Origin of the sequence: Pseudomonas sp. B21-021, assembly GCF_024749205.1 — a bacterium.
Classification (GTDB): Bacteria; Pseudomonadota; Gammaproteobacteria; order Pseudomonadales; family Pseudomonadaceae; genus Aquipseudomonas; species Aquipseudomonas paraglycinae.
On record NZ_CP087192.1, the window covers coordinates 3,792,889 to 3,811,760 of the forward strand.

16 protein-coding genes are annotated in these 18,872 nt (G+C 62.4%); 10 read left to right on the forward strand and 6 right to left on the reverse strand.

The window, feature by feature from the left end:
- Window positions 1–106 precede the first annotated feature (106 nt).
- From LOY31_RS16800 to LOY31_RS16825, 6 genes are all read left to right on the forward strand, one after another.
- Window positions 107–925 (forward strand): alpha/beta fold hydrolase, encoded by an 819-nt coding sequence (locus LOY31_RS16800; RefSeq protein ID WP_085603006.1) that lies wholly within the window; start codon window positions 107–109, stop codon window positions 923–925.
- Window positions 926–1,184: 259 nt separating this feature from the next.
- A complete protein-coding gene (locus LOY31_RS16805) occupies window positions 1,185–2,492 on the forward strand; it encodes an NAD(P)/FAD-dependent oxidoreductase (RefSeq protein ID WP_258711882.1) in 1,308 nt (435 codons plus the stop codon).
- Window positions 2,493–2,550: 58 nt separating this feature from the next.
- Window positions 2,551–2,967: a RidA family protein gene (locus LOY31_RS16810; RefSeq protein ID WP_007950460.1), complete on the forward strand. Its 417-nt coding sequence runs from the start codon at window positions 2,551–2,553 to the stop codon at window positions 2,965–2,967.
- 27 nt (window positions 2,968–2,994) lie between these two features.
- Entirely contained in the window at window positions 2,995–3,672 is a 678-nt protein-coding gene (locus tag LOY31_RS16815; RefSeq protein ID WP_221535713.1) for a DUF1028 domain-containing protein, read from the forward strand.
- Window positions 3,669–4,817: an acetylornithine deacetylase gene (gene argE, locus LOY31_RS16820; protein ID WP_258711883.1), complete on the forward strand. Its 1,149-nt coding sequence runs from the start codon at window positions 3,669–3,671 to the stop codon at window positions 4,815–4,817. Before LOY31_RS16815 ends, argE begins: the two co-directional genes overlap by 4 nt.
- 289 nt (window positions 4,818–5,106) lie before the next feature.
- Window positions 5,107–6,522: a cytosine permease gene (locus LOY31_RS16825; protein ID WP_221535715.1), complete on the forward strand. Its 1,416-nt coding sequence runs from the start codon at window positions 5,107–5,109 to the stop codon at window positions 6,520–6,522.
- A 70-nt stretch (window positions 6,523–6,592) separates the two neighbouring features.
- On the opposite strand, the gene LOY31_RS16830 is transcribed toward LOY31_RS16825, so the two are convergent.
- Window positions 6,593–7,090: a helix-turn-helix domain-containing protein gene (locus tag LOY31_RS16830; protein ID WP_207983034.1), complete on the reverse strand. Its 498-nt coding sequence runs from the start codon at window positions 7,088–7,090 to the stop codon at window positions 6,593–6,595.
- Between the two features lie 99 nt (window positions 7,091–7,189).
- On the opposite strand from LOY31_RS16830, the gene LOY31_RS16835 reads away from it, so the two are divergent.
- Entirely contained in the window at window positions 7,190–7,828 is a 639-nt protein-coding gene (locus tag LOY31_RS16835; RefSeq protein WP_221535716.1) for an isochorismatase family cysteine hydrolase, read from the forward strand.
- On the forward strand, window positions 7,825–9,390 hold the full coding sequence (locus LOY31_RS16840) for an aldehyde dehydrogenase (NADP(+)) (protein WP_221535717.1): 1,566 nt from the start codon (window positions 7,825–7,827) through the stop codon (window positions 9,388–9,390). Before LOY31_RS16835 ends, LOY31_RS16840 begins: the two co-directional genes overlap by 4 nt.
- Window positions 9,391–9,435: 45 nt before the next feature.
- Here the strand turns inward: LOY31_RS16840 and LOY31_RS16845 are convergent, their stop codons facing one another.
- Window positions 9,436–10,098, reverse strand: coding sequence for a M24 family metallopeptidase (locus LOY31_RS16845; RefSeq protein ID WP_221535718.1), 663 nt, complete (start codon window positions 10,096–10,098; stop codon window positions 9,436–9,438).
- Between the two features lie 88 nt (window positions 10,099–10,186).
- Window positions 10,187–11,068, reverse strand: a complete 882-nt coding sequence (ptrR, locus tag LOY31_RS16850) for a putrescine utilization regulator PtrR (protein WP_258713616.1) — start codon at window positions 11,066–11,068, stop codon at window positions 10,187–10,189.
- Window positions 11,069–11,171: 103 nt separating this feature from the next.
- On the opposite strand from ptrR, the gene LOY31_RS16855 reads away from it, so the two are divergent.
- Complete coding sequence (locus tag LOY31_RS16855; protein WP_221535719.1) at window positions 11,172–12,563, forward strand: aldehyde dehydrogenase family protein; 1,392 nt, start codon at window positions 11,172–11,174, stop codon at window positions 12,561–12,563.
- A gap of 120 nt (window positions 12,564–12,683) precedes the next feature.
- Here LOY31_RS16855 and LOY31_RS16860 read toward each other — a convergent pair whose 3' ends face one another.
- A complete protein-coding gene (locus tag LOY31_RS16860; RefSeq protein WP_085602985.1) occupies window positions 12,684–13,514 on the reverse strand; it encodes an oxidoreductase in 831 nt (276 codons plus the stop codon).
- 130 nt (window positions 13,515–13,644) lie between these two features.
- On the opposite strand from LOY31_RS16860, the gene LOY31_RS16865 reads away from it, so the two are divergent.
- Window positions 13,645–14,550: a LysR family transcriptional regulator gene (locus tag LOY31_RS16865; RefSeq protein ID WP_085602983.1), complete on the forward strand. Its 906-nt coding sequence runs from the start codon at window positions 13,645–13,647 to the stop codon at window positions 14,548–14,550.
- 6 nt (window positions 14,551–14,556) lie between these two features.
- Here LOY31_RS16865 and LOY31_RS16870 read toward each other — a convergent pair whose 3' ends face one another.
- Both LOY31_RS16870 and LOY31_RS16875 read right to left on the reverse strand, forming a co-directional pair.
- Window positions 14,557–15,726 carry a DUF1624 domain-containing protein gene (locus LOY31_RS16870; protein WP_221535726.1) on the reverse strand — a complete coding sequence of 390 codons (1,170 nt, stop codon included), beginning with the start codon at window positions 15,724–15,726 and terminating at the stop codon, window positions 14,557–14,559.
- A 115-nt stretch (window positions 15,727–15,841) separates the two neighbouring features.
- Window positions 15,842–18,871, reverse strand: a complete 3,030-nt coding sequence (locus tag LOY31_RS16875) for an FAD-binding and (Fe-S)-binding domain-containing protein (RefSeq protein ID WP_221535720.1) — start codon at window positions 18,869–18,871, stop codon at window positions 15,842–15,844.
- Window position 18,872 lies beyond the last annotated feature (1 nt).

Sequence of the window (18,872 nt, forward strand, 5' to 3'; positions counted from 1 at the left end):
TGCGCCACGAAACTTAGCACCTGCGTACAAGTGGCCAATGCCCTTTGTCGCGATAGTGAACGCTGCCATCACGGCATCCACGCAGGCCCACACCCAAGGAGTTTTCATGAGCACGTTCACGACCCAAGACGGCACCGAGATCTATTTCAAGGACTGGGGCAGCGGCAAGCCCGTGCTGTTCAGCCACGGCTGGCCGCTGGATGGCGACATGTGGGAATACCAGATGGAGTACCTGAGCAGCCGCGGCTATCGCACCATCGCCTTTGACCGTCGTGGTTTCGGTCGTTCCGAGCAACCGTGGACCGGCTACGACTACGACACTTTCGCCGACGACATCGCGCAGCTGATCGAGCACCTGGATCTGCGTGACGTGACCCTGGTCGGCTTCTCCATGGGTGGCGGCGATGTCAGCCGCTACATCGCGCGCCACGGCAGCGAGCGCGTCGCTGGGCTGGTGTTGCTGGGCGCGGTGACGCCGCTTTTCGGCAAGAAACCGGACTTTGCCGAAGGCGTCGACAAGTCGGTGTTCGACGGAATCAAGGCCGGCCTGCTGAAGGATCGCGCGCAGTTCATCGCTGACTTCAACGCCCCGTTCTACGGCACCAATCAGGGTCAGAAAGTCTCCGATGGCGTGCTGACCCAAACCCTGAACATCGCGCTGCTGGCCTCGCTCAAAGGCACCGTGGATTGCGTCACCGCCTTCTCGGAAACCGACTTCCGCCCGGACATGGCGAAAATCGATGTGCCGACGCTGGTGATTCACGGTGATGGCGATCAGATTGTCCCGTTCGAAACCACCGGCAAACAAGCGGCTGCGCAGATCAAGGGCGCCGAGCTGAAAGTCTACGCAGGCGCACCGCACGGCTTTGCGGTGACCCATGCGCAGCAATTGAATGAAGACCTGCTGGCGTTTCTCGATCGCTGAGTCCTTGTGATCTGAACACGCCTTGAAAAGGGCCGTCGACTACCCTGTCGGCGGTCCTTTTTTTTGTTGTCCCGGATTCCGGTGCCAAGGTGATGCCCCGTATTTACGGGGCTTTCAGGCCTCTGCATCACGTTTTTATCTTCACATGCCAGCTTAATAATATTTTACCGATAACCCCCCCCTCCCTAGTCTGATCCCAAGCACAGAGAACAGGTCGACAGCGACCTGAATCCAACGGCCTCGTGAGAAGGGATCAGAGATGACCACTGAAATAATAAAAACAGACACGCTTGTTGTCGGCGCCGGTCAAGCGGGTGTGGCCATGAGTGAACACCTGAGCAAACTCGGTGTGCCGCACCTGGTGCTGGAGCGCAACCGCGTTGCCGAACGCTGGCGCACCGGGCGCTGGGACTCGCTGGTGGCCAACGGTCCGGCGTGGCACGACCGATTTCCGGGGATGGAATTCGACGACGTCGATCCGGACGGTTTCGCCCACAAAGAACGTGTCGCCGATTACTTCGAAGCCTATGCGAAGAAATTCAACGCGCCGATCCGCACCGGCGTCGATGTGAAAAGCGTGGTGCGTAATGTGGGGCGCCCGGGCTTCACCGTCGAGACCTCCGAAGGCGTGATCGAAGCGGCCCGCGTCGTCGCTGCAACAGGTCCGTTCCAGCGTCCGGTGATCCCGGCGATTGCGCCGAAAGATGAGCGTCTGCTGCAGATCCACTCGGCCGACTATCGCAACCCGCAACAACTGCCGGCCGGCGCAGTGCTGGTGGTCGGTGCCGGTTCGTCGGGCGTACAGATTGCCGATGAATTGCAGCGCTCGGGCAAGCAGGTTTACCTCTCGGTCGGCGCTCACGATCGCCCTCCTCGCGCTTACCGCAACCGTGATTTCTGCTGGTGGCTGGGCGTACTCGGCGAGTGGGACCAGGCCGCGATGAAACCCGGCCGCGAGCACGTGACCATCGCCGTCAGCGGCGCCCACGGTGGCCGTACTATCGACTTCCGTGGTCTGGCCCATCGCGGCATGACCCTGGTCGGCGTCACCGAATCGTTCAGCGACGGCGTGGTGACCTTCAAACAGGACCTGCGCGACAACCTCAAGCGTGGCGACGAGAACTACCTCGCGCTGCTGGATGCCGCCGACGCCTACATCGAACGCAACGGCCTCGATCTGCCGCTGGAACCGGAGGCCCGCGAAACGTATCCGGATCCTGAATGCGTGAAAAACCCGCTGGCCGATCTCGATCTGGCCGCCGCCGGCATCACTTCGATCATATGGGCCACCGGGTTTGCCGTGGACTATTCGTGGCTGAAAGTTGCCGCGTTCGACGACAACGGCAAGCCGCAGCACCAGCGCGGCGTGTCCAGCGAAGCGGGCGTGTATTTCCTCGGTCTGCCGTGGCAGTCGCGACGCGGCTCGTCGTTCATCTGGGGTGTGTGGCACGACGCCAAGCACGTGGCCGATCACATCGCCACCCAGCGCAAATACCTGGCCTATCGCGATGCCGAACAACGCGAAGCCGCGCTGCGCACCAACGCTGTCGACACCGTCGACGCTTGATTTCCCTCTTCAATACCGGCGCCCGTCGCGCCGGGTCCGATTTCGTCAGGAGCCTCACATGAGTCAGCCAACCCACACTCGCATTCGCATGTTCAACACCAAGGACACTTACCCGAACCAGACCCTGGACAACGACCTGTGCCAGGCCGTACGCGCCGGCAACACCGTGTATGTCCGTGGCCAGGTCGGCACCAATTTCGACGGTGAACTGGTCGGCCTCGGCGACCCGCGCGCGCAGACCGAACAGGCCATGCGCAACGTCAAGCAACTGCTCGAAGAGGCCGGCAGCGACCTGAGCCATATCGTCAAGACCACCACTTACCTGATCGACCCGCGCTACCGCGAGCCGGTGTACCAGGAAGTCGGCAAATGGCTGAAGGGCGTGTTCCCGATCTCCACCGGTCTGGTGGTGTCGGCTCTGGGTCAGCCGCAGTGGCTGATGGAAATTGATGTGGTTGCGGTGATTCCCGAGTAATTCGACCTTAGCGAAAGGAGGCCACACATGACATTTTCCATCGCCGCCCGTTGCCCCGAAACCGGTCAGTTCGGCATCGCCATCAGTTCCTCCAGCATCGCCGTCGGCGCCCGTTGCCCGTGGTTGTTGCCGGGTGTTGGCGCGGTGTCGAGCCAGAACATCACCCTGCCGTCGCTCGGCCCGGAAGTGCTCGCCTTGATGGAACAAGGCCTGGCGCCCGAGGCGGCGCTGGACAAGGTGCTGACCTGCAACGGCTACAGTCAGTACCGGCAGATCACGGCCATCAACCACCTCGGCCAGACCGCGCATTTCAGCGGCGCGCAGACCCTCGGCGTGCACAACGCCGTGTCAGGCGAACAATGCGTGGCGGCGGGCAACATGCTCGCCGGGCGCTCGGTGATCGAAGCCATGGTCAGCGCGTTCGAAGAAGGCGAAGGTCAATTGGCCGATCGCCTGATCAACGCCCTGCACGCCGCTCAGGCCCTGGGCGGTGAAGCAGGCCCGGTGCATTCGGCAGCCGTGGTCGTGGTCGGTGAACTGACCTGGCCCATCGTCAACCTGCGGGTGGACTGGGCCGATGAAGACCCGATCGGCCAATTGCAGAAACTCTGGGACGCCTATCGCCCGCAGCTTCAGGACTACATCGACCGCGCCCTCGACCCGGCCAAGGCGCCGGGTTACGGGGTTGCCGGAGACGACCGATGAGCGACAGCGTCGCGTTGCTCAAGACGCTGGTGGGGTTCGACACCACCAGCCGCGAGTCCAACCTGCAATTGATCGACTTCGTGCGCAGCTACCTCGAAAGTTTCGATGTGCCGTGCGAGCTGATCTACAACGATGAGCGCAGCAAGGCCAATCTGTTCGCCACGATTGGCCCGGCCGATCAGCCGGGCATCGTGCTGTCGGGGCACACCGATGTGGTGCCCGTCGATGGCCAGCCGTGGACGCTGCCGCCGTTCGAACTCAGCGAGCACGACGGCAAGCTTTACGGTCGCGGCACGGCGGACATGAAAGGCTACATCGCCTGCGTGCTGGCGCTGGTGCCGGCGTTGATCGAAGCACCGCTGCGACTGCCAGTGCACATTGCCCTGTCCTACGACGAAGAAGTCGGCTGCATCGGTGTGCGCTCGCTGCTCAAAGTGCTGGAGCAGCGTCCGGTCAAACCGCTGCTGTGCATCATCGGCGAACCGACCGAACTCAAACCGGTACTCGGGCACAAGGGCAAGCTGGCGATGCGCTGCGATGTCCAGGGTCACGCCTGTCACTCGGCCTACGCGCCACTTGGAGTGAACGCCATCGAATGCGCCGCCGAGCTGATCGGCGAGCTGGGACGCATCGGTCGGCAACTCAAGGATGAACACTTCGATCCGCGTTTCGACCCGCCGTACTCCACGGTGCAAACCGGCGTGATCAACGGTGGCAAGGCGCTGAACATTGTTCCCGCCGATTGCCGTTTCGACTTCGAAATCCGCGCCCTGCCCTCGCAGGATCCGGCGCTTGTCGCCCAACAACTCAAGGCCTACGCCGAGCAGCAAATGCTGCCGCGCATGCGGGCAGTCAACGAGCAGAGCGATATTCGGTTCAGCGAATTGTCGGCGTATCCGGGGCTGGCGACGGATGCCCGAAGCCAGGCTGCGGAACTGATCGCCACGTTCTGTGGCTCGGACGATTTCGGCACTGTTGCGTTTGGGACCGAAGGCGGACTGTTTGATGCGGTGGGGATTCCCACGGTGGTGTGCGGTCCCGGCAGCATGGATCAGGGCCACAAGCCGGACGAGTTCGTCAGCGTCGATCAGCTCACGGCCTGCGATGAGATGCTGCAACGAATGCTGGCTTCGATTCGCCTCTGAAAAAACCGGTCTGGCTGCTGGACTCAACCCGCAGCCAAGCCACAGGTTCACCGACAGACAGCTGCTCCGATGGAGATCAGCTGCGTTGTCGTTCATGGCGCTAAAACACTTGAGACAGAGCGTTTTCAACTGACCGGAGAGCCTCGTTTTTTTAACGCCTGAAGCAACAAAACTACTAATTTATCTCTCCCCTTTCCTTGCCCATGATCAACCCCAACAAGAAATGCGCCGTCCGTGCCGGCGCTCACTGAAGTACGTCCACGTACTCGTCCTTGCCTTGGAGTTCGTCATGGCCACCTCTGCAACAACGTCCGCACCGCTCATTGAGAAACACACGATCGGCTATGTGCCGCCCGAAGATCGCCACGGAAAGGTTCGGGATCTGTTCACCCTCTGGTTTGGCGGCAATATCGCGCCGTTGCCCATCGTCACCGGCGCCCTCGGCGTGCAGTTGTTTCACCTGAACCTGGTGTGGGGCATCGTCGCCATTCTGGTCGGCCATCTGGTCGGCGGTGTGTTGATGGCGCTGCACTCGGCGCAGGGCCCGCAGATGGGCATTCCGCAGATGATCCAGAGCCGCGCGCAGTTCGGCTCCCTCGGCGCGCTGCTGGTGGTGTTAATCGCCGGCGTCATGTACATCGGTTTCTTCGCCTCCAACATCGTGCTCGCCGGCAAGTCGCTGCATGGCGTGGTCGACAGCGTTCCGGTGCCGGTCGGCATCGTCATCGGCGCGCTGGGTTCGGGGATCATCGGGATCATCGGTTACCGCTTCATCCACGTGCTCAACCGCATCGGCACCTGGGTGCTGGGAATCGGCATCGTGGTCGGTTTCGGTTACATCCTCACCCACATCCAGACCGATGATTTCCTCACTCGCGGCAGCTTCAACATCTCGGGCTGGCTCGCCACCGTGTCGCTGGCGGCGCTGTGGCAGATCGCGTTTGCGCCTTACGTGTCGGACTACTCGCGTTACCTGCCGGCGAATGTGCCGGTGGCGGCGACCTTCTGGACGACCTATCTGGGATCGGCGCTGGGTTCGAGCCTGTCGTTCGTGTTCGGCGCGGTCGCCGTACTGGCAACCCCGGTGGGCATGGACACCATGGACGCGGTGAAACTCGCCACCGGCGCCATCGGCCCGTTGATGCTGGTGCTGTTCCTGCTCAGCGTGATCAGCCACAACGCCCTCAACCTGTACGGCGCAGTGCTGTCGCTGATCACGCTGGTGCAGACCTTTGCCTACCGCTGGATTCCGACCGCCAAGAGCCGCGCCGTGATTTCGATCATCGTCCTGCTGGCCTGCTGCTTCGCTGCGGTCGGCGCTTCGGCAGACTTCATCGGCCACTTCGTCGACATGGTGCTGGTGTTGCTGGTGGTGTTGGTGCCGTGGACCGCGATCAACCTGATCGACTTCTACGCCATCCACAAAGGCCAGTACGACATCGGCTCGATCTTCCAGGTCGATGGCGGCATCTACGGCCGTTACAACCCGCAGGCCTTGCTGGCTTACGCGATCGGTATCGCGGTGCAGGTTCCGTTCATGAACACGCCGCTGTACGTCGGCCCGGTGTCGGCACACATCAACGGCGCGGACCTGTCCTGGCTGGTTGGCCTGCTGGTGACCTCGCCGCTGTATTTCTGGCTGGCGACCCGTGACAGTGCTTATCGTCGGCGGCTGACCTCCGGAAAGCTGGTGAACAATCTGTAAGTCATCCGTTTTGCGCTGATACACGAAGGCCCTCGAAAGTGAGGGCCTTTTTTGCGTTGGCTGGAATCGCCTATTTCGCCTTGAACGCCTCACGCCGCGCCTGTCGTTCCGCGGCGTACGCCTCTTGCGGCTGGCTGATCAGATCCTCACGGCGCAACACCTCACCGCAGTGATCGCACAACGGCCCGAGGCCGGCGCTGTGGTTGCAATTCTTGTGGGTCATGTTCACCGCCAGCCCTTCCTCCGGCGACTTGCACCAGGTCTCGCCCCAGGCGCGTAACGCAATCACCACCGGGTAAAACGCCTCGCCCTTCGCGGTGAGGTGGTACTCGTAGCGTTTCGGCCGCTCGTTGTACAAGCGGCGCTCGACCAGCCCGTCCGCCTCCAGGCTTTTCAGACGGGCGGCGACCATCTGCGGCGTACCGCCGGTCTGGGCCAGGATCTCGTCGTAGCGATGGCTGCCCATGAACAATTCGCGCAAAACCAGCACCGTCCAGCGGTCGCCGACGATCGACTCGGCCCGGGAAATCGGGCACAGCGTGTCGGGAAGACTATCGTTTACAGCCATCAGGGCTTGCCTCTTTCACAGTTACTATGATTATCATATCAACACGATGCGGGAACAAGCCCTGAGCATCGATCACTCTCATTGCCGGAGTACATCGTCATGTCGAAACCTCTCTATCCGCTCGACAGAACCGCCTACCTGCTGGTCGATCCGTACAACGATTTTCTTTCGGACGGCGGCAAGATCTTTCCGCTGATCAAGCCGATGGCCGAGCAGAACGGTCTGCTCGACAACCTGCGCAAACTCGATCGCGCCGTGCGGGCCCTGCCGATTCCGGTCGTCATCGTACCCCATCACCGCTGGGTCAAAGGCGACTACGAGAACTGGGATCACCCAACCCCGACCCAACAAAAGATCATGCACATGCACCACTTCGCGCGCGGCGAATGGGGCGGTGAATGGCACCCGGATTTCGCGCCGAAGGACGGCGACATCGTGGTTCAGGAACACTGGGGCTCCAGCGGTTTCGCCAACACCGACCTGGATTTTCGCCTGAAACAGCAAGGCATCACCCATGTGATCATCGTCGGCCTGCTGGCCAACACCTGCATCGAAGCCACCGCGCGCTATGCATCGGAACTCGGCTATCACGTCACGCTGGTGCGCGATGCCACTGCCGCTTTCAAGGAAGAAATGATGCACGCTGCCCACGAACTCAACGGCCCGACGTTCGCTCATGTCATCACCACTACAGACGAACTGATCGCCACTCTTCAGTCGCAGGGTGAAGCGAAATGAGTCTGACCGGCCACCTGCTGATCGGCGCCGCTGACGTGCACGCCACCGAGGGCACGATGAAGGCGCTGAATCCGGCAACCAATACGCTGATCGAACCGGAATTCGCCTTCGGCGGTGCGACGCAGGTCGATCAGGCGGCAACCCTCGCCGATGCGGCCTTCGACAGCTACAGCCACACCTCGCTGGCCGAACGCGCGGCGTTTCTGGAAAGCATCGCCGACAATCTCGACGCCGTCCGTGAGGAACTGGCCGCCCGTGCGGCGCTGGAAACCGGCCTGCCTCAGGCGCAGCTCGAAGGCGAAGCCGCCCGGGCCGCGACCCAGTTCCGTCAGTTCGCCGAGGTGGTGCGCAAGGGGCGCTTTCTGCAACTGGCGATCGACCCGGCGCAACCTGATCGCCAGCCGCGACCACGGATGGATCATCGCCTGCAGAAAGTCGCCATCGGCCCGGTGGCGATCTTCGGTGCGAGCAATTTTCCGATCTCCTATTCGGTGGCCGGCGGCGACACCGCATCGGCACTCGCGGCCGGTGCGACGGTGATTCTCAAGGCCCATAACGCGCATCCCGGCGCCTCGGAAATTCAGGCTCGCGCTATTCGTAAAGCGGTGCAGACGCATGGCCTGCACGAGGGTGTTTTTTCGATGGTGCGCGGTGGCGGCAATGCCATCGGTGAGGCGCTGGTCGATCATCCTTTGATTAAAGCGGTGACGTTCACCGGTTCAGAGCTGGGCGGCATGGCGCTTTATCGTCGCGCGCAGTTGCGGCCTGATCCGATTCCGGTTTTCACCGAAATGACCAGCGTCAATCCGACGTTCATTTTGCCCGCAGCGCTGTCCGCACGTGGCGGCGAAATCGGCGATGGCTTTGTCGAGCGGATGCTGGTGAATGTCGGGCAAGCCTGTCTGTGTCCGTCGATCCTGATCGCGGTCGAGGGTGAAGGTCTGCAAGCGCTGCGCAGCGCCATGATCAAGCGGGTCAGCGAAGCGCCGGCGCGCACGATGCTGACGCCGGGGATTCACGGTTCATACGTCAAGGGGCTGGTGGCAATGGAAAGCGTGGGGGCGAATCTGGTGGCGGTCGGCGCGCCGTCGGATGGCCAGTTTGAGGGCCGCTCGGCGTTGCTGGAAGTCGGTGGCCAGCACTTTCTCAACGAAACCGCGCTGGCCCATGAAGTGTTCGGCCCGGCTGCACTGCTGGTGACGGTCAGCGATGAGGAAGAGCTGCTGGCAGTTGCCCGTTCGTTCAAGGGTCAGCTCAGCGCAGCCATTCACCTTGAAGATCGCGATCTGGATCTGGCCCGGCGTCTGCTGCCGATCCTCGAACGCCGCACCGGACGCATCGTGGTCAACGCCTTCGCCCATCCGCAGGAAGTGACCTTCGCCACCGTACACGGCGGGCCGTTCCCGGCCACCTCAGACAGTCGCTTCACCTCGGTCGGCATGACGTCAATCGAGCGTTTCTTGCGGCCGGTGGCGTATCAGGGCTTTCCCGATGCGTTGCTGCCGGAGGTGTTGCGCGACGGTAATCCGCTCGACCTGCCCCGCAGCATCGACGGCCAATAAAAAATGCCCGGTTCGGCGAATCTCCGAACCGGGCAAGCTATTCAATCAAATGAGCAGGTCTTCATAGAAAGCACCGTACGGAAGCTCGGGGTGTTCGATCTGGATTTCCAGAATCCACACACCGGCATTCGGAGCCTGATCGAAGTCACCCAGATTGCCACCCCGATAAATCGCGTGAGGGAAATCGCTGACCCGGTGGCCCTTGATGTCCAGATTCAGCTTCCAGCCCATCGTCTCGGCCTGATCGGTGGCGTAACGGTACAGTTCGACACCGGTTACGCCCTTACGCCAGAAGACTTCGACCTTGTCGAAGAGGTCTTTGGAGGCCGCCGCGCAGGCAATCATCTGCGGATCGGAACCGGTGACATACGTCGCCCCGGCATCGCCTTCGTGACCTTCCCAGACCACGCCCATGTCGATGAAGAAAATGTCGTTCTCGCCCAGCACCGGATCGCCGTCGGAACGTTCCTTGAAAGTCTTCAGCGTGTTGGCGCCGAAGCGGATCAACAGCGGATGCCAGATCCGGTCCATGCCCAGTTCAACGAGGATTTCCTTGCCCCGTGCATGGGCTTCCGACTCGCGCATCCCGGGTTTGATCGCCTTGGCGATCTCGTCCACGGCCTTCCAGGTCAACTGCTGGGCGTGGCGCATGGTTTCCAGCACAAAACGCTCACCTACCGCTTCTTTTCCGCTCAGGGCTGTGGTCATCGCTGATTCCTTCTGGCTAATCGTTAGCGCTGTATAGTTTTTTATATTGCGAAACAGGACGCCTAAGATACAACCATGACACAACGTGTCAATTCTCTTCTGCGCGCACCACACCGCGCTCTTTCAGCAAGCGCACAAACATGCTCAGACTGCGCGAAACCGTGCCCCGCCGCCATACCAGCCACGTCGTCAGATAGCGGAAATCCGACGCTAGCGGCCAGACACTTACCGTCGCGCAACCGGGCATGCTCTGCAGCATGCTGCGCGGCATCAAAGCCAGGCCGGCACCCGCACTGACGCAGGCGAGCATGCCGTGATAGGACTCCATTTCAAAAATCTTGCCCGGCACCGCAGCATCGGTGCTGAACCATTTTTCGAAGTGATGGCGATAGGAGCAGTTCGAGCGGAACGCATAGATGTTCTCGCCGTTCACATCCGCAGCACGCTGGATCGGCCCGTGATGAAGCGGCGAGATGATGACCATTTCCTCTTCGAACGCCGGGATGCCTTCCAGCGCCGGGTGCAAAACAGGGCCGTCGACGAACGCGGCCGCCAGTCGCCCGGAAAGCACACCGTCGATCATCGTCCCGGACGGCCCGGTCGACAGGTCCAGATCGACTTTGGGATGTTGCTGGTTATAGGTCGCCAGCAATCCGGGAATGCGCACAGCCGCCGTGCTTTCCAGCGACCCCAGCGGGAACGCGCCCTGCGGTTCCTCGCCGGCCACCGTGGCTCGCGCTTCTTGCACCAGGTCGAGAATCCGTCGCGCGTACTCGAGAAAGCTCCAGCCGGCCGGCGACAGGCGCAAGCGGCTTTTCTCGCGAATGAACAGGTCGACGCCCAGGTCTTCCTCCAACTGCTTGATGCGCGTCGTCAGGTTCGACGGCACGCGATGGATCTGCGCCGCCGCCGCGCTGATGCTGCCGTGCTCGGCAACGGCCTTGAAGATTTCCAGTTGCACCAGATCCACAGTCATTCTCCAATCGTGAAAGAAACGCTCTTTATTATTCAGTTTCCAGAAACCAAACGCCACCCTACTCTGAGCGCATCCACTGACCTCGCAGGACGATGCCATGAGCCCGATTTCCAGCCAGACCCACGCCATCTCGATCAACCCCGCCACCGGCGAGCAGATCGGTCACTACGCCTTCGAATCCGCCGAAGCTCTCGACGCCGCGCTGACCCGCGCCGCATTCGGCTTCAACAAGTGGAAACGCAAACCGCTGCAGGATCGCTCCCGCGCCCTGACCGCCCTGGCCGGTGCGCTGCGTGACAGCAGCGAAGACATGGCGACCATGATCACCCGGGAAATGGGCAAGCCGATCGCCCAGGCCCGTGGTGAAATCGAGAAATGCGCCAAGCTCTGCGAGTGGTACGCCGAACACGGCCCGGCCATGCTCAACGCCGAAGCGACGCCGGTCGAAGGCGGCAAGGCGCGCATCGAGTACCGCCCACTCGGCCCGATCCTCGCCGTGATGCCGTGGAACTTCCCGATCTGGCAAGTGCTGCGCGGTGCAGTCCCGGCGCTGATCGCCGGCAACACCTACGTGCTCAAGCATGCGCCGAACGTGATGGGCAGCGCCTATCTGTTGCGCGACGCCTTCACCCGCGCCGGTTTTGCCGATGGCGTGTTCGAAGTGATCAACGTCACCCCGGAAGGCGTGTCCACCGCCATTGCTGACCCGCGCATTGCTGCCGTGACCCTGACCGGCAGCGTCCGCGCCGGCATGGCCATCGGCGCACAGGCCGGTGCCGCGCTGAAGAAATGCGTGCTGGAACTGGGCGGTTCCGACCCGTTCATCGTGCTCAACGACGCCGATATCGACGAAGCCGTGCAAGCCGCAGTCATCGGTCGTTACCAGAACTCAGGGCAAGTCTGCGCCGCCGCCAAACGCTTGATCATCGAAGAAGGCGTGGTCGAAGAATTCACCCGCAAATTCGTCGAAGCCACCCGCCAGTTGAAGATGGGCGATCCGTTGTCCGCCGACAACTACATCGGCCCGATGGCTCGTTTCGATCTGCGTGACGAACTGGATCAACAAGTGCGCGACACCCTGGAAGAAGGCGCCACCCTGCTGCTCGGCGGCGGCAAGGGCCAAGGCCCAGGCAACTACTACGAGCCAACCGTACTGGCCGACGTCACCGACCGCATGACTTCGTTCAAGCAGGAACTGTTCGGCCCGGTGGCCTCTATCATTACCGCCCGCGATTGCGCTCACGCCGTGGCCCTGGCCAACGACAGCGAGTTCGGCCTGACCGCCACGATCTACACCGCCAACGTCGCCCTCGCCCAGCAACTGACCAGCGAACTGGAAACCGGCGGCGTGTTCATCAACGGCTACTCCGCCAGCGACCCGCGCGTGACCTTCGGCGGCGTGAAGAAAAGCGGTTTCGGCCGCGAGCTGTCGCACTTCGGCGTGCGCGAGTTCTGCAATGCGCAGACGGTGTGGCTGGATCGCCGCTGATCCGGTCGATCCGATAAACCCTGTGGGAGCGGGCTTGCCCGCGAAGAGGGAGTGTCAGTCTCCGTTTAAGGTGCCTGACACTCCGCCTTCGCGGGCAAGCCCGCTCCCACAGGTTTTGTGTCAGTCCTTGAAATCCGTGGACAACGCCAGCTCATTCCACTCGGCCAACTCCTGCGCCACCAAACGATTCTTCGCTTCGATCCGCGCAATCGTGTCGCTGCCCAGCGCCAGCCGCTGCGGCGGGTTCGGTGCGTTGACCAGCGCCAGCATCGCTTCGGCAAACTTCAGCGGATCACCCGGTTGTGCATGGTTGGCCGCTTCGGCAAACGTGCGCATCTTGCCGACGGTTTCGTCGTAATCCGGCAGCACCAGTGCGGTCTTGATCAGCGATTGCTCGTCGAGGAAGTCGGTGCGGAAGAAGCCCGGTTCGACCACCGTGGCATGGATGCCCAGAGGCGCCAGTTCCTGATGCAGGGCTTCGCTGATGCCTTCCACCGCGAACTTGGTCGAGCCGTAGACGCCCCAGCCCATGTAAGCCTGATAACCGCCAATCGACGAGATATTGATGACCCGTCCGCTACGCTGGGCGCGCATATGTGGCAGCACGGCGCGGGTGACGTTGAGCAGACCGAACACGTTGGTGGCGAACAGGCGCTCGGTTTCGCTGGCGCTGGTTTCTTCAACGGCGCCCAACACGCCGAAGCCGGCATTGTTGATCAGCACGTCGATACGGCCGAAGCGCTTGATGCCTGCAGCCACCGCTTGGTGGGCTTCTTCTTCGCGGGTGACATCGAGGCGCACCGCCAGCAGGTTCGGGTGATCGCCGAGGCGGTCGGTGATGTCTTGCGGGTTGCGGGCGGTGGCAATCACCGCGTCACCGGCACGCAGGGCCTGTTCAGCGATAAGGGTGCCAAAACCACGGGAAGCTCCGGTAATGAGCCAGGTACGCATATCAACTCCTCCTGTCGGTGACCCTGGCGAGATTGCCGGGCCTTCTTGATGAGTTGAGTCGACTTTAAAGCCGTGCTACTGATGTGATAATCCCAACAAATTTGCATGACTTTGTGAAAGGCGCTCACAAATGAAAAACCCGTCCACGGCGGATCTGTCGATCTTTCTCTGCATTGCCCAGCATCTGAATTTCAGTCGTGCAGCGGTGGATCTGGGCCTGACACCGTCGGCCCTGAGCCATTCATTGCGAGCGCTGGAAAATCGCCTCGGCGTGCGCCTGTTCAATCGCACCACCCGCAGCGTCGCCCTGACCGAAGCTGGCGAACGGCTGTATGCGCGGCTGAAACCGGCGTTTCGCGACATCGACGACGCCCTCGAAGACCTCAACCACTTTCGCGACAAACCTTCCGGTAACCTGCGCATCACTGCCGGGCGCCAAGCGTGCGAACTGGTGCTGCTGCCGATTGCCGGGGCGTTCCTGCAAGCCTATCCGGACATCCGCCTGGAAGTGGTCGAAAGCGACGCGCTGCTGGATATCGTCGCCGGCGGTTTTGATGCCGGGGTGCGGTTCGGCAATCGGCTGGAGGCGGACATGGTGTCACTACCGATCGGCCCGACCCTGCGTTCGGTGGTGGTCGCTTCACCGGCGTTTCTGGAGCGGCACACCGCGCCGCAAAAACCGGAGGATCTGCACGCCCTGCCCTGCATCCGTCACCGGTTTCCCAGCGGCGCGCTGTACCGCTGGGAATTCGAACGCGGTGGCATCGTTCAGGAAATCGAGGTCAACGGCCCGCTGACCCTGGGCGATGTCAGCCTGATGATCGGCCCCGCATTGCAGGGCTTGGGTCTGGCCTATGTGTTCGAGGACATGGCCCGGGAACACCTGGCGAGTGGGCGGCTGGTACAGGTGCTGGCGGACTGGTGCCCGTACTATCCCGGCCTCCATCTGTACTACCCGAGCCGACGCCACGTACCGGCGCCGCTCAAGGCGTTTATCGATTTCGCCCGCAATGCCCGCGAAGGCAAAACGGGCTAAGCCGTTCTAGAGATACTTCAACCAGGCAATGTCGCGGCGCCGGGCCTTCAATCCCGAGAACCAGCGCACGGCCGGGAACAACGCGACCGCCAGCACCACCGCCGCCAGCCACACCGCCGTCACCGACGAGAAACCGAAATAGGTGCCCTGATTGAGCCCGAACAGCGCCACGCCAATCAGGTACAGCACCTTCAGCGCATACAGGTGCAGCAGGTAGAAAAACATCGGCGCCGAACCGAACACGGTCAGCCAGCGAATCCAGCGCCGATCCTGCGCACGCTCGAACACCAGCAACAGCAGCAGCCCGACACTCACCGTCAGCGCGATGAACAACAGCGACGGCGGGTATTTGGTGATGTTGAAAAAACTCATCAGGGTTTGCAGACCGCTGTCCCCGAAGGCCCAGGGTTTCTCGCCGTAACCGTTGACCAACCGCAGTGCCACAAAGCCCAGCAGCCCGGCGACACCACCGATCAACAAACGGCGCTGGCGCACGCCGGCATCGGCTGCGCGAGCGAACCACGGCCCCAGCGCGTAACCCAACCCGATCACGCCGATCCACGGCAACAACGGATACGAGGTGCGCAGGCGCAAAGTCTCGCCGGCCTCGATCCAGCCGCGGTCATGCAGGATTGCCCACGGCACGTGCAGCGCCGACTCGGCTCCGAAATGCAGTCCGTCGAGCAGGTTGTGCCCGGCGATGATCGCAACGCTCAACGTCAGCAGCAGCCAGCGTGGCAGCCAGACCAGCAGCGACAGCGCGATCATGCTCAGGCCGATCGCCCAGATCACTTGCAGGTAGATCACGGTCGGTGGCAGCTGGAACGTCCAGGCGAAATTCACCAGGGTGAATTCGAGCGCCACCAGAAACAAACCGCGCTTGAACAGAAATGCACTGACGTCAGCCTTGCCGTCGTACTTCTCGCCGAACAGCCACGCCGACAACCCGGTCAGCAGCACGAACACCGGCGCGCACAGATGCGCCAAGGTACGGCTGAAGAACAGCGCCGGCTCCGTGCTGGCGATGTCCATCGGGTCGCTGACCTGTCGATGCAGCAGAAAGGTTTCGCGCACGTGATCCAGCAACATGAACAGAATGACCAGGCCACGCAGCGCATCAATGGACAGCAACCGGCCAGTCGCCAAGGGGGCAGAACGGGGAACCGCAATCGTCATGGAGGTATCGCAATCGAAAGGTTGATCGATGCGACCGCCCGAAAGCGGTCGCATAATTTGCGTTACCTTATAACATGAAAAGCCGATCCAATCGCTAGCGATTCTCAAACGGCGATCACGCTGTGCGCAGGGTTTCCAGCACGACCTGCAACGGATGGCGCAGCTGTTGATCGGCCTGGCGCTTGACCTGACTGCGGCAGGAATACCCGGTGGCCAGCGCTTCGCCCTTCTCCGCCGGTGCCTCGATCTGCTTCGCCCAGGATTGCTCATAGATCACCGCCGAGGTCTCGCGATTGCGCGCTTCGTGTCCGTAAGTGCCGGACATGCCGCAGCAACCGGTGGCCTGGGTCGCCAGCTTCAGGCCGACACGCTCGAACACCTGCTCCCATTGCCGGGTGGCGGCCGGAGCGTTGGTTTTTTCGGTGCAGTGCGCCAGCAGGCGGAAAGTGTCGTCGCGGCGCTGATCGGCCTGCTCCGGCATGACCTTGAGCAACCACTCCTGCACCAGTGCCACCTCCGGGCATTTCTCCATCCCCGGCACTTTCAGATATTCCTGGCGATAGACCAGGGTCATGGCCGGATCGAGCCCCACCAACGGCACGCCGATCTCGGCCAGCGCGCGCAACTGCCCGGCATTGCGCAACGCCGCGCGATTGAACGCCGAGAGGAAGCCCTGCACGTGCAGCGGCTTGCCGTTGGCACTGAACGGCGCCAGATAAACCTGATAACCGAGGCGCGAAATCAGCTCGATCAGATCCGCCAGCAGCGGTGCTTCGAAGTAACGGGTGAACGCATCCTGCACCAGCACCACGCTGCGTTCACGTTGTGCCTGGGTCAGCGCCGAAAGTACCTCGACCGACGCCGGCTGAACCTGCCAGCGGCGCATCGCCGCGTGGAAATCGAAACGGCTGAGCAACGGCACATCGACCATGCCACCAAGGCGCTCGATCAAGCGACGGCTGAACGAGGCGCCCATCAAGCCGTTATAGAGAAACGGAATCCGCGCCATGTACGGAATCGTGTACTCCAGCGAGGCAATCAGATAATCCCGCGCCGGCCGCAGATAGCGGGTGTGATACAGCTCGAGAAACCGCGAACGGAAGTCCGGCACGTTGACCTTCACCGGGCACTGCCCCGCACAGGACTTGCACGCCAGGCACCCGGCCATGGCGTCGTACACCTCGTGGGAGAAGTCCTGTTCCTGCGCACGGCTGTTGCGCCAGCGCTGCAGCAATGTGCTGAAAAACGGCGGACGGCGGCTGGCATCGGCCAACACATCAACACCCGCCTCGCCCTGCAAACGCAGCCATTCGCGAATCAGCGAAGCGCGGCCCTTGGGCGATTGCGCGCGCTGGCGGGTGGCTTTCCACGACGGGCACATCGCATCGTCGGGATCAAAGTTGTAGCAGGCGCCGTTGCCGTTGCAGTGCATGGCCGCGCCGTAGTCCTGCCAGACTTTTTCGTCGATCTGCCGGTCGAGTTCGCCGCGCAGGGTCACTTCGTCGATCTTCAACAACGCCGCGCCGGGAATGTTCGGCGTGGCGATCTTGCCGGGGTTGAACTGGTTGAACGGATCGAACGCCGCCTTCAAGGCTTGTAGCGCCGGGTACAACTCGCCGAAAAAGGCCGGCGCGTATTCCGAACGCAGGCCTTTGCCGTGCTCGCCCCACAGCAGGCCGCCGTAACGCTGGGTCAACGCGGCGACGCCGTCCGACACCGGGCGCACCAGTGCGGCTTGTTGCGGATCCTTCATGTCGAGAATCGGCCGCACGTGCAGCACGCCGGCATCGACGTGGCCGAACATGCCGTACTGCAATTGGTGGCTGTCGAGCAGGTCGCGCAGTTCGGCGATGTACTCGGCCAGGTGCTGCGGCGGCACAGCGGTGTCTTCGACAAACGGCTGAGGTCGCGCTTCACCGGCGACGTTGCCGAGCAGACCCACCGCGCGTTTGCGCATAACGTAGACGCGATTCACCGCCGCATGCCCGACAGCTAGCGTGTGGCCCAAGCGCTCGACGGTGGCGTCGGTGCCCAGGTGCTGGACGAAGGCCTCGACCCGACCTTGCAGCTCCTCGGGATCGTCACCGCAAAACTCAACCAGGTTGATCCCCAGCGTCGGCCGCTCGGCGCTTTCCGGGAAGTATGCGGCGACGCCATGCCAGACGATGTCCTGCATCGCCAGCAACAGCACTTTGGAGTCGACGGTTTCGATCGACAATGGCTTGAGCGCCATCAGCGCCCGGGCATCGCGCAAGGCATCCATGAAGCCGGCGTAGCGAATGTTCACCAGCATCGTGTGCTTGGGGATCGGCAATACGTTGAGCTTGGCCTCGACCACAAACCCCAACGAACCTTCAGCGCCGCACAGCACGCTGTTGAGGTTGAAACGATTGTCGGCCTCGCGCAGGTGCGCCAGGTCGTAGCCGGTCAGGCAGCGGTTGAGGTCGGGGAAGGTTTCCCGGATCAGCTCGCCCTGCTCATCGATGATCTGCCGCGCGCAGCGATACACCTCGCCGGCCCGGCCCTCGCGGGCGCATTCCGCTGCCAGTTCGCTTTCTTCCAGCGGGCGGCCGTGCAAACGCTCCCCACCGCGCAGGACCATGTGCAGCTCCAGCACGTGGTCGCGGGTCTTGCCGTAAGTGCAGCTGCCCTGGCCGCTGGCGTCGGTGTTGATCATGCCGCCGACGGTTGCACGGTTCGAAGTCGACAGTTCCGGGGCGAAAAACAGCCCGGCGGATTTCAACGCGGCGTTCAGTTGATCCTTCACCACGCCGGCCTGCACCCGCACCCAACGCTGTTCAACGTTGATTTCGAGGATGCGGTTCATGTGCCGCGACAGGTCGACGACGATGCCGTCGGTCAACGACTGGCCGTTGGTGCCAGTGCCGCCGCCGCGAGGCGTGATCACCACTTTCTGGTACGCCGGCTCGGCGATCAGACGCGCCAGCAGCGCCACATCGTCGGCGTCGCGCGGGAACACCGCCGCTTGCGGCAAGCGCTGATAGATCGAGTTGTCGGTGGCCAGCACCACGCGGCTGGCGTAGTCGGCACTGATTTCGCCGCGAAAGCCGCTGGTTTCAAGGGCTTTGAGAAACTGTTGGTAATCGGTGTTCAGCGCGGTGGAAGGCGACAGCTGGGCAATCATC

Excerpts from the sequence above, each read along its gene's own strand:
- LOY31_RS16875 (WP_221535720.1), bottom strand. The coding sequence starts at position 18,871 with ATGATTGCCCAGCTGTCGCCTTCCACCGCGCTGAACACCGATTACCAA.
- LOY31_RS16855 (WP_221535719.1), top strand. The coding sequence starts at position 11,172 with ATGAGCCCGATTTCCAGCCAGACCCACGCCATCTCGATCAACCCCGCC.
- LOY31_RS16830 (WP_207983034.1), bottom strand. The coding sequence starts at position 7,090 with ATGGCTGTAAACGATAGTCTTCCCGACACGCTGTGCCCGATTTCCCGG.
- LOY31_RS16860 (WP_085602985.1), bottom strand. The coding sequence starts at position 13,514 with ATGCGTACCTGGCTCATTACCGGAGCTTCCCGTGGTTTTGGCACCCTT.
- argE (WP_258711883.1), top strand. The coding sequence starts at position 3,669 with ATGAGCGACAGCGTCGCGTTGCTCAAGACGCTGGTGGGGTTCGACACC.
- LOY31_RS16825 (WP_221535715.1), top strand. The coding sequence starts at position 5,107 with ATGGCCACCTCTGCAACAACGTCCGCACCGCTCATTGAGAAACACACG.
- LOY31_RS16840 (WP_221535717.1), top strand. The coding sequence starts at position 7,825 with ATGAGTCTGACCGGCCACCTGCTGATCGGCGCCGCTGACGTGCACGCC.
- LOY31_RS16865 (WP_085602983.1), top strand. The coding sequence starts at position 13,645 with ATGAAAAACCCGTCCACGGCGGATCTGTCGATCTTTCTCTGCATTGCC.
- LOY31_RS16845 (WP_221535718.1), bottom strand. The coding sequence starts at position 10,098 with ATGACCACAGCCCTGAGCGGAAAAGAAGCGGTAGGTGAGCGTTTTGTG.
- LOY31_RS16805 (WP_258711882.1), top strand. The coding sequence starts at position 1,185 with ATGACCACTGAAATAATAAAAACAGACACGCTTGTTGTCGGCGCCGGT.
- LOY31_RS16870 (WP_221535726.1), bottom strand. The coding sequence starts at position 15,726 with ATGACGATTGCGGTTCCCCGTTCTGCCCCCTTGGCGACTGGCCGGTTG.
- LOY31_RS16800 (WP_085603006.1), top strand. The coding sequence starts at position 107 with ATGAGCACGTTCACGACCCAAGACGGCACCGAGATCTATTTCAAGGAC.
- LOY31_RS16815 (WP_221535713.1), top strand. The coding sequence starts at position 2,995 with ATGACATTTTCCATCGCCGCCCGTTGCCCCGAAACCGGTCAGTTCGGC.
- LOY31_RS16835 (WP_221535716.1), top strand. The coding sequence starts at position 7,190 with ATGTCGAAACCTCTCTATCCGCTCGACAGAACCGCCTACCTGCTGGTC.
- LOY31_RS16810 (WP_007950460.1), top strand. The coding sequence starts at position 2,551 with ATGAGTCAGCCAACCCACACTCGCATTCGCATGTTCAACACCAAGGAC.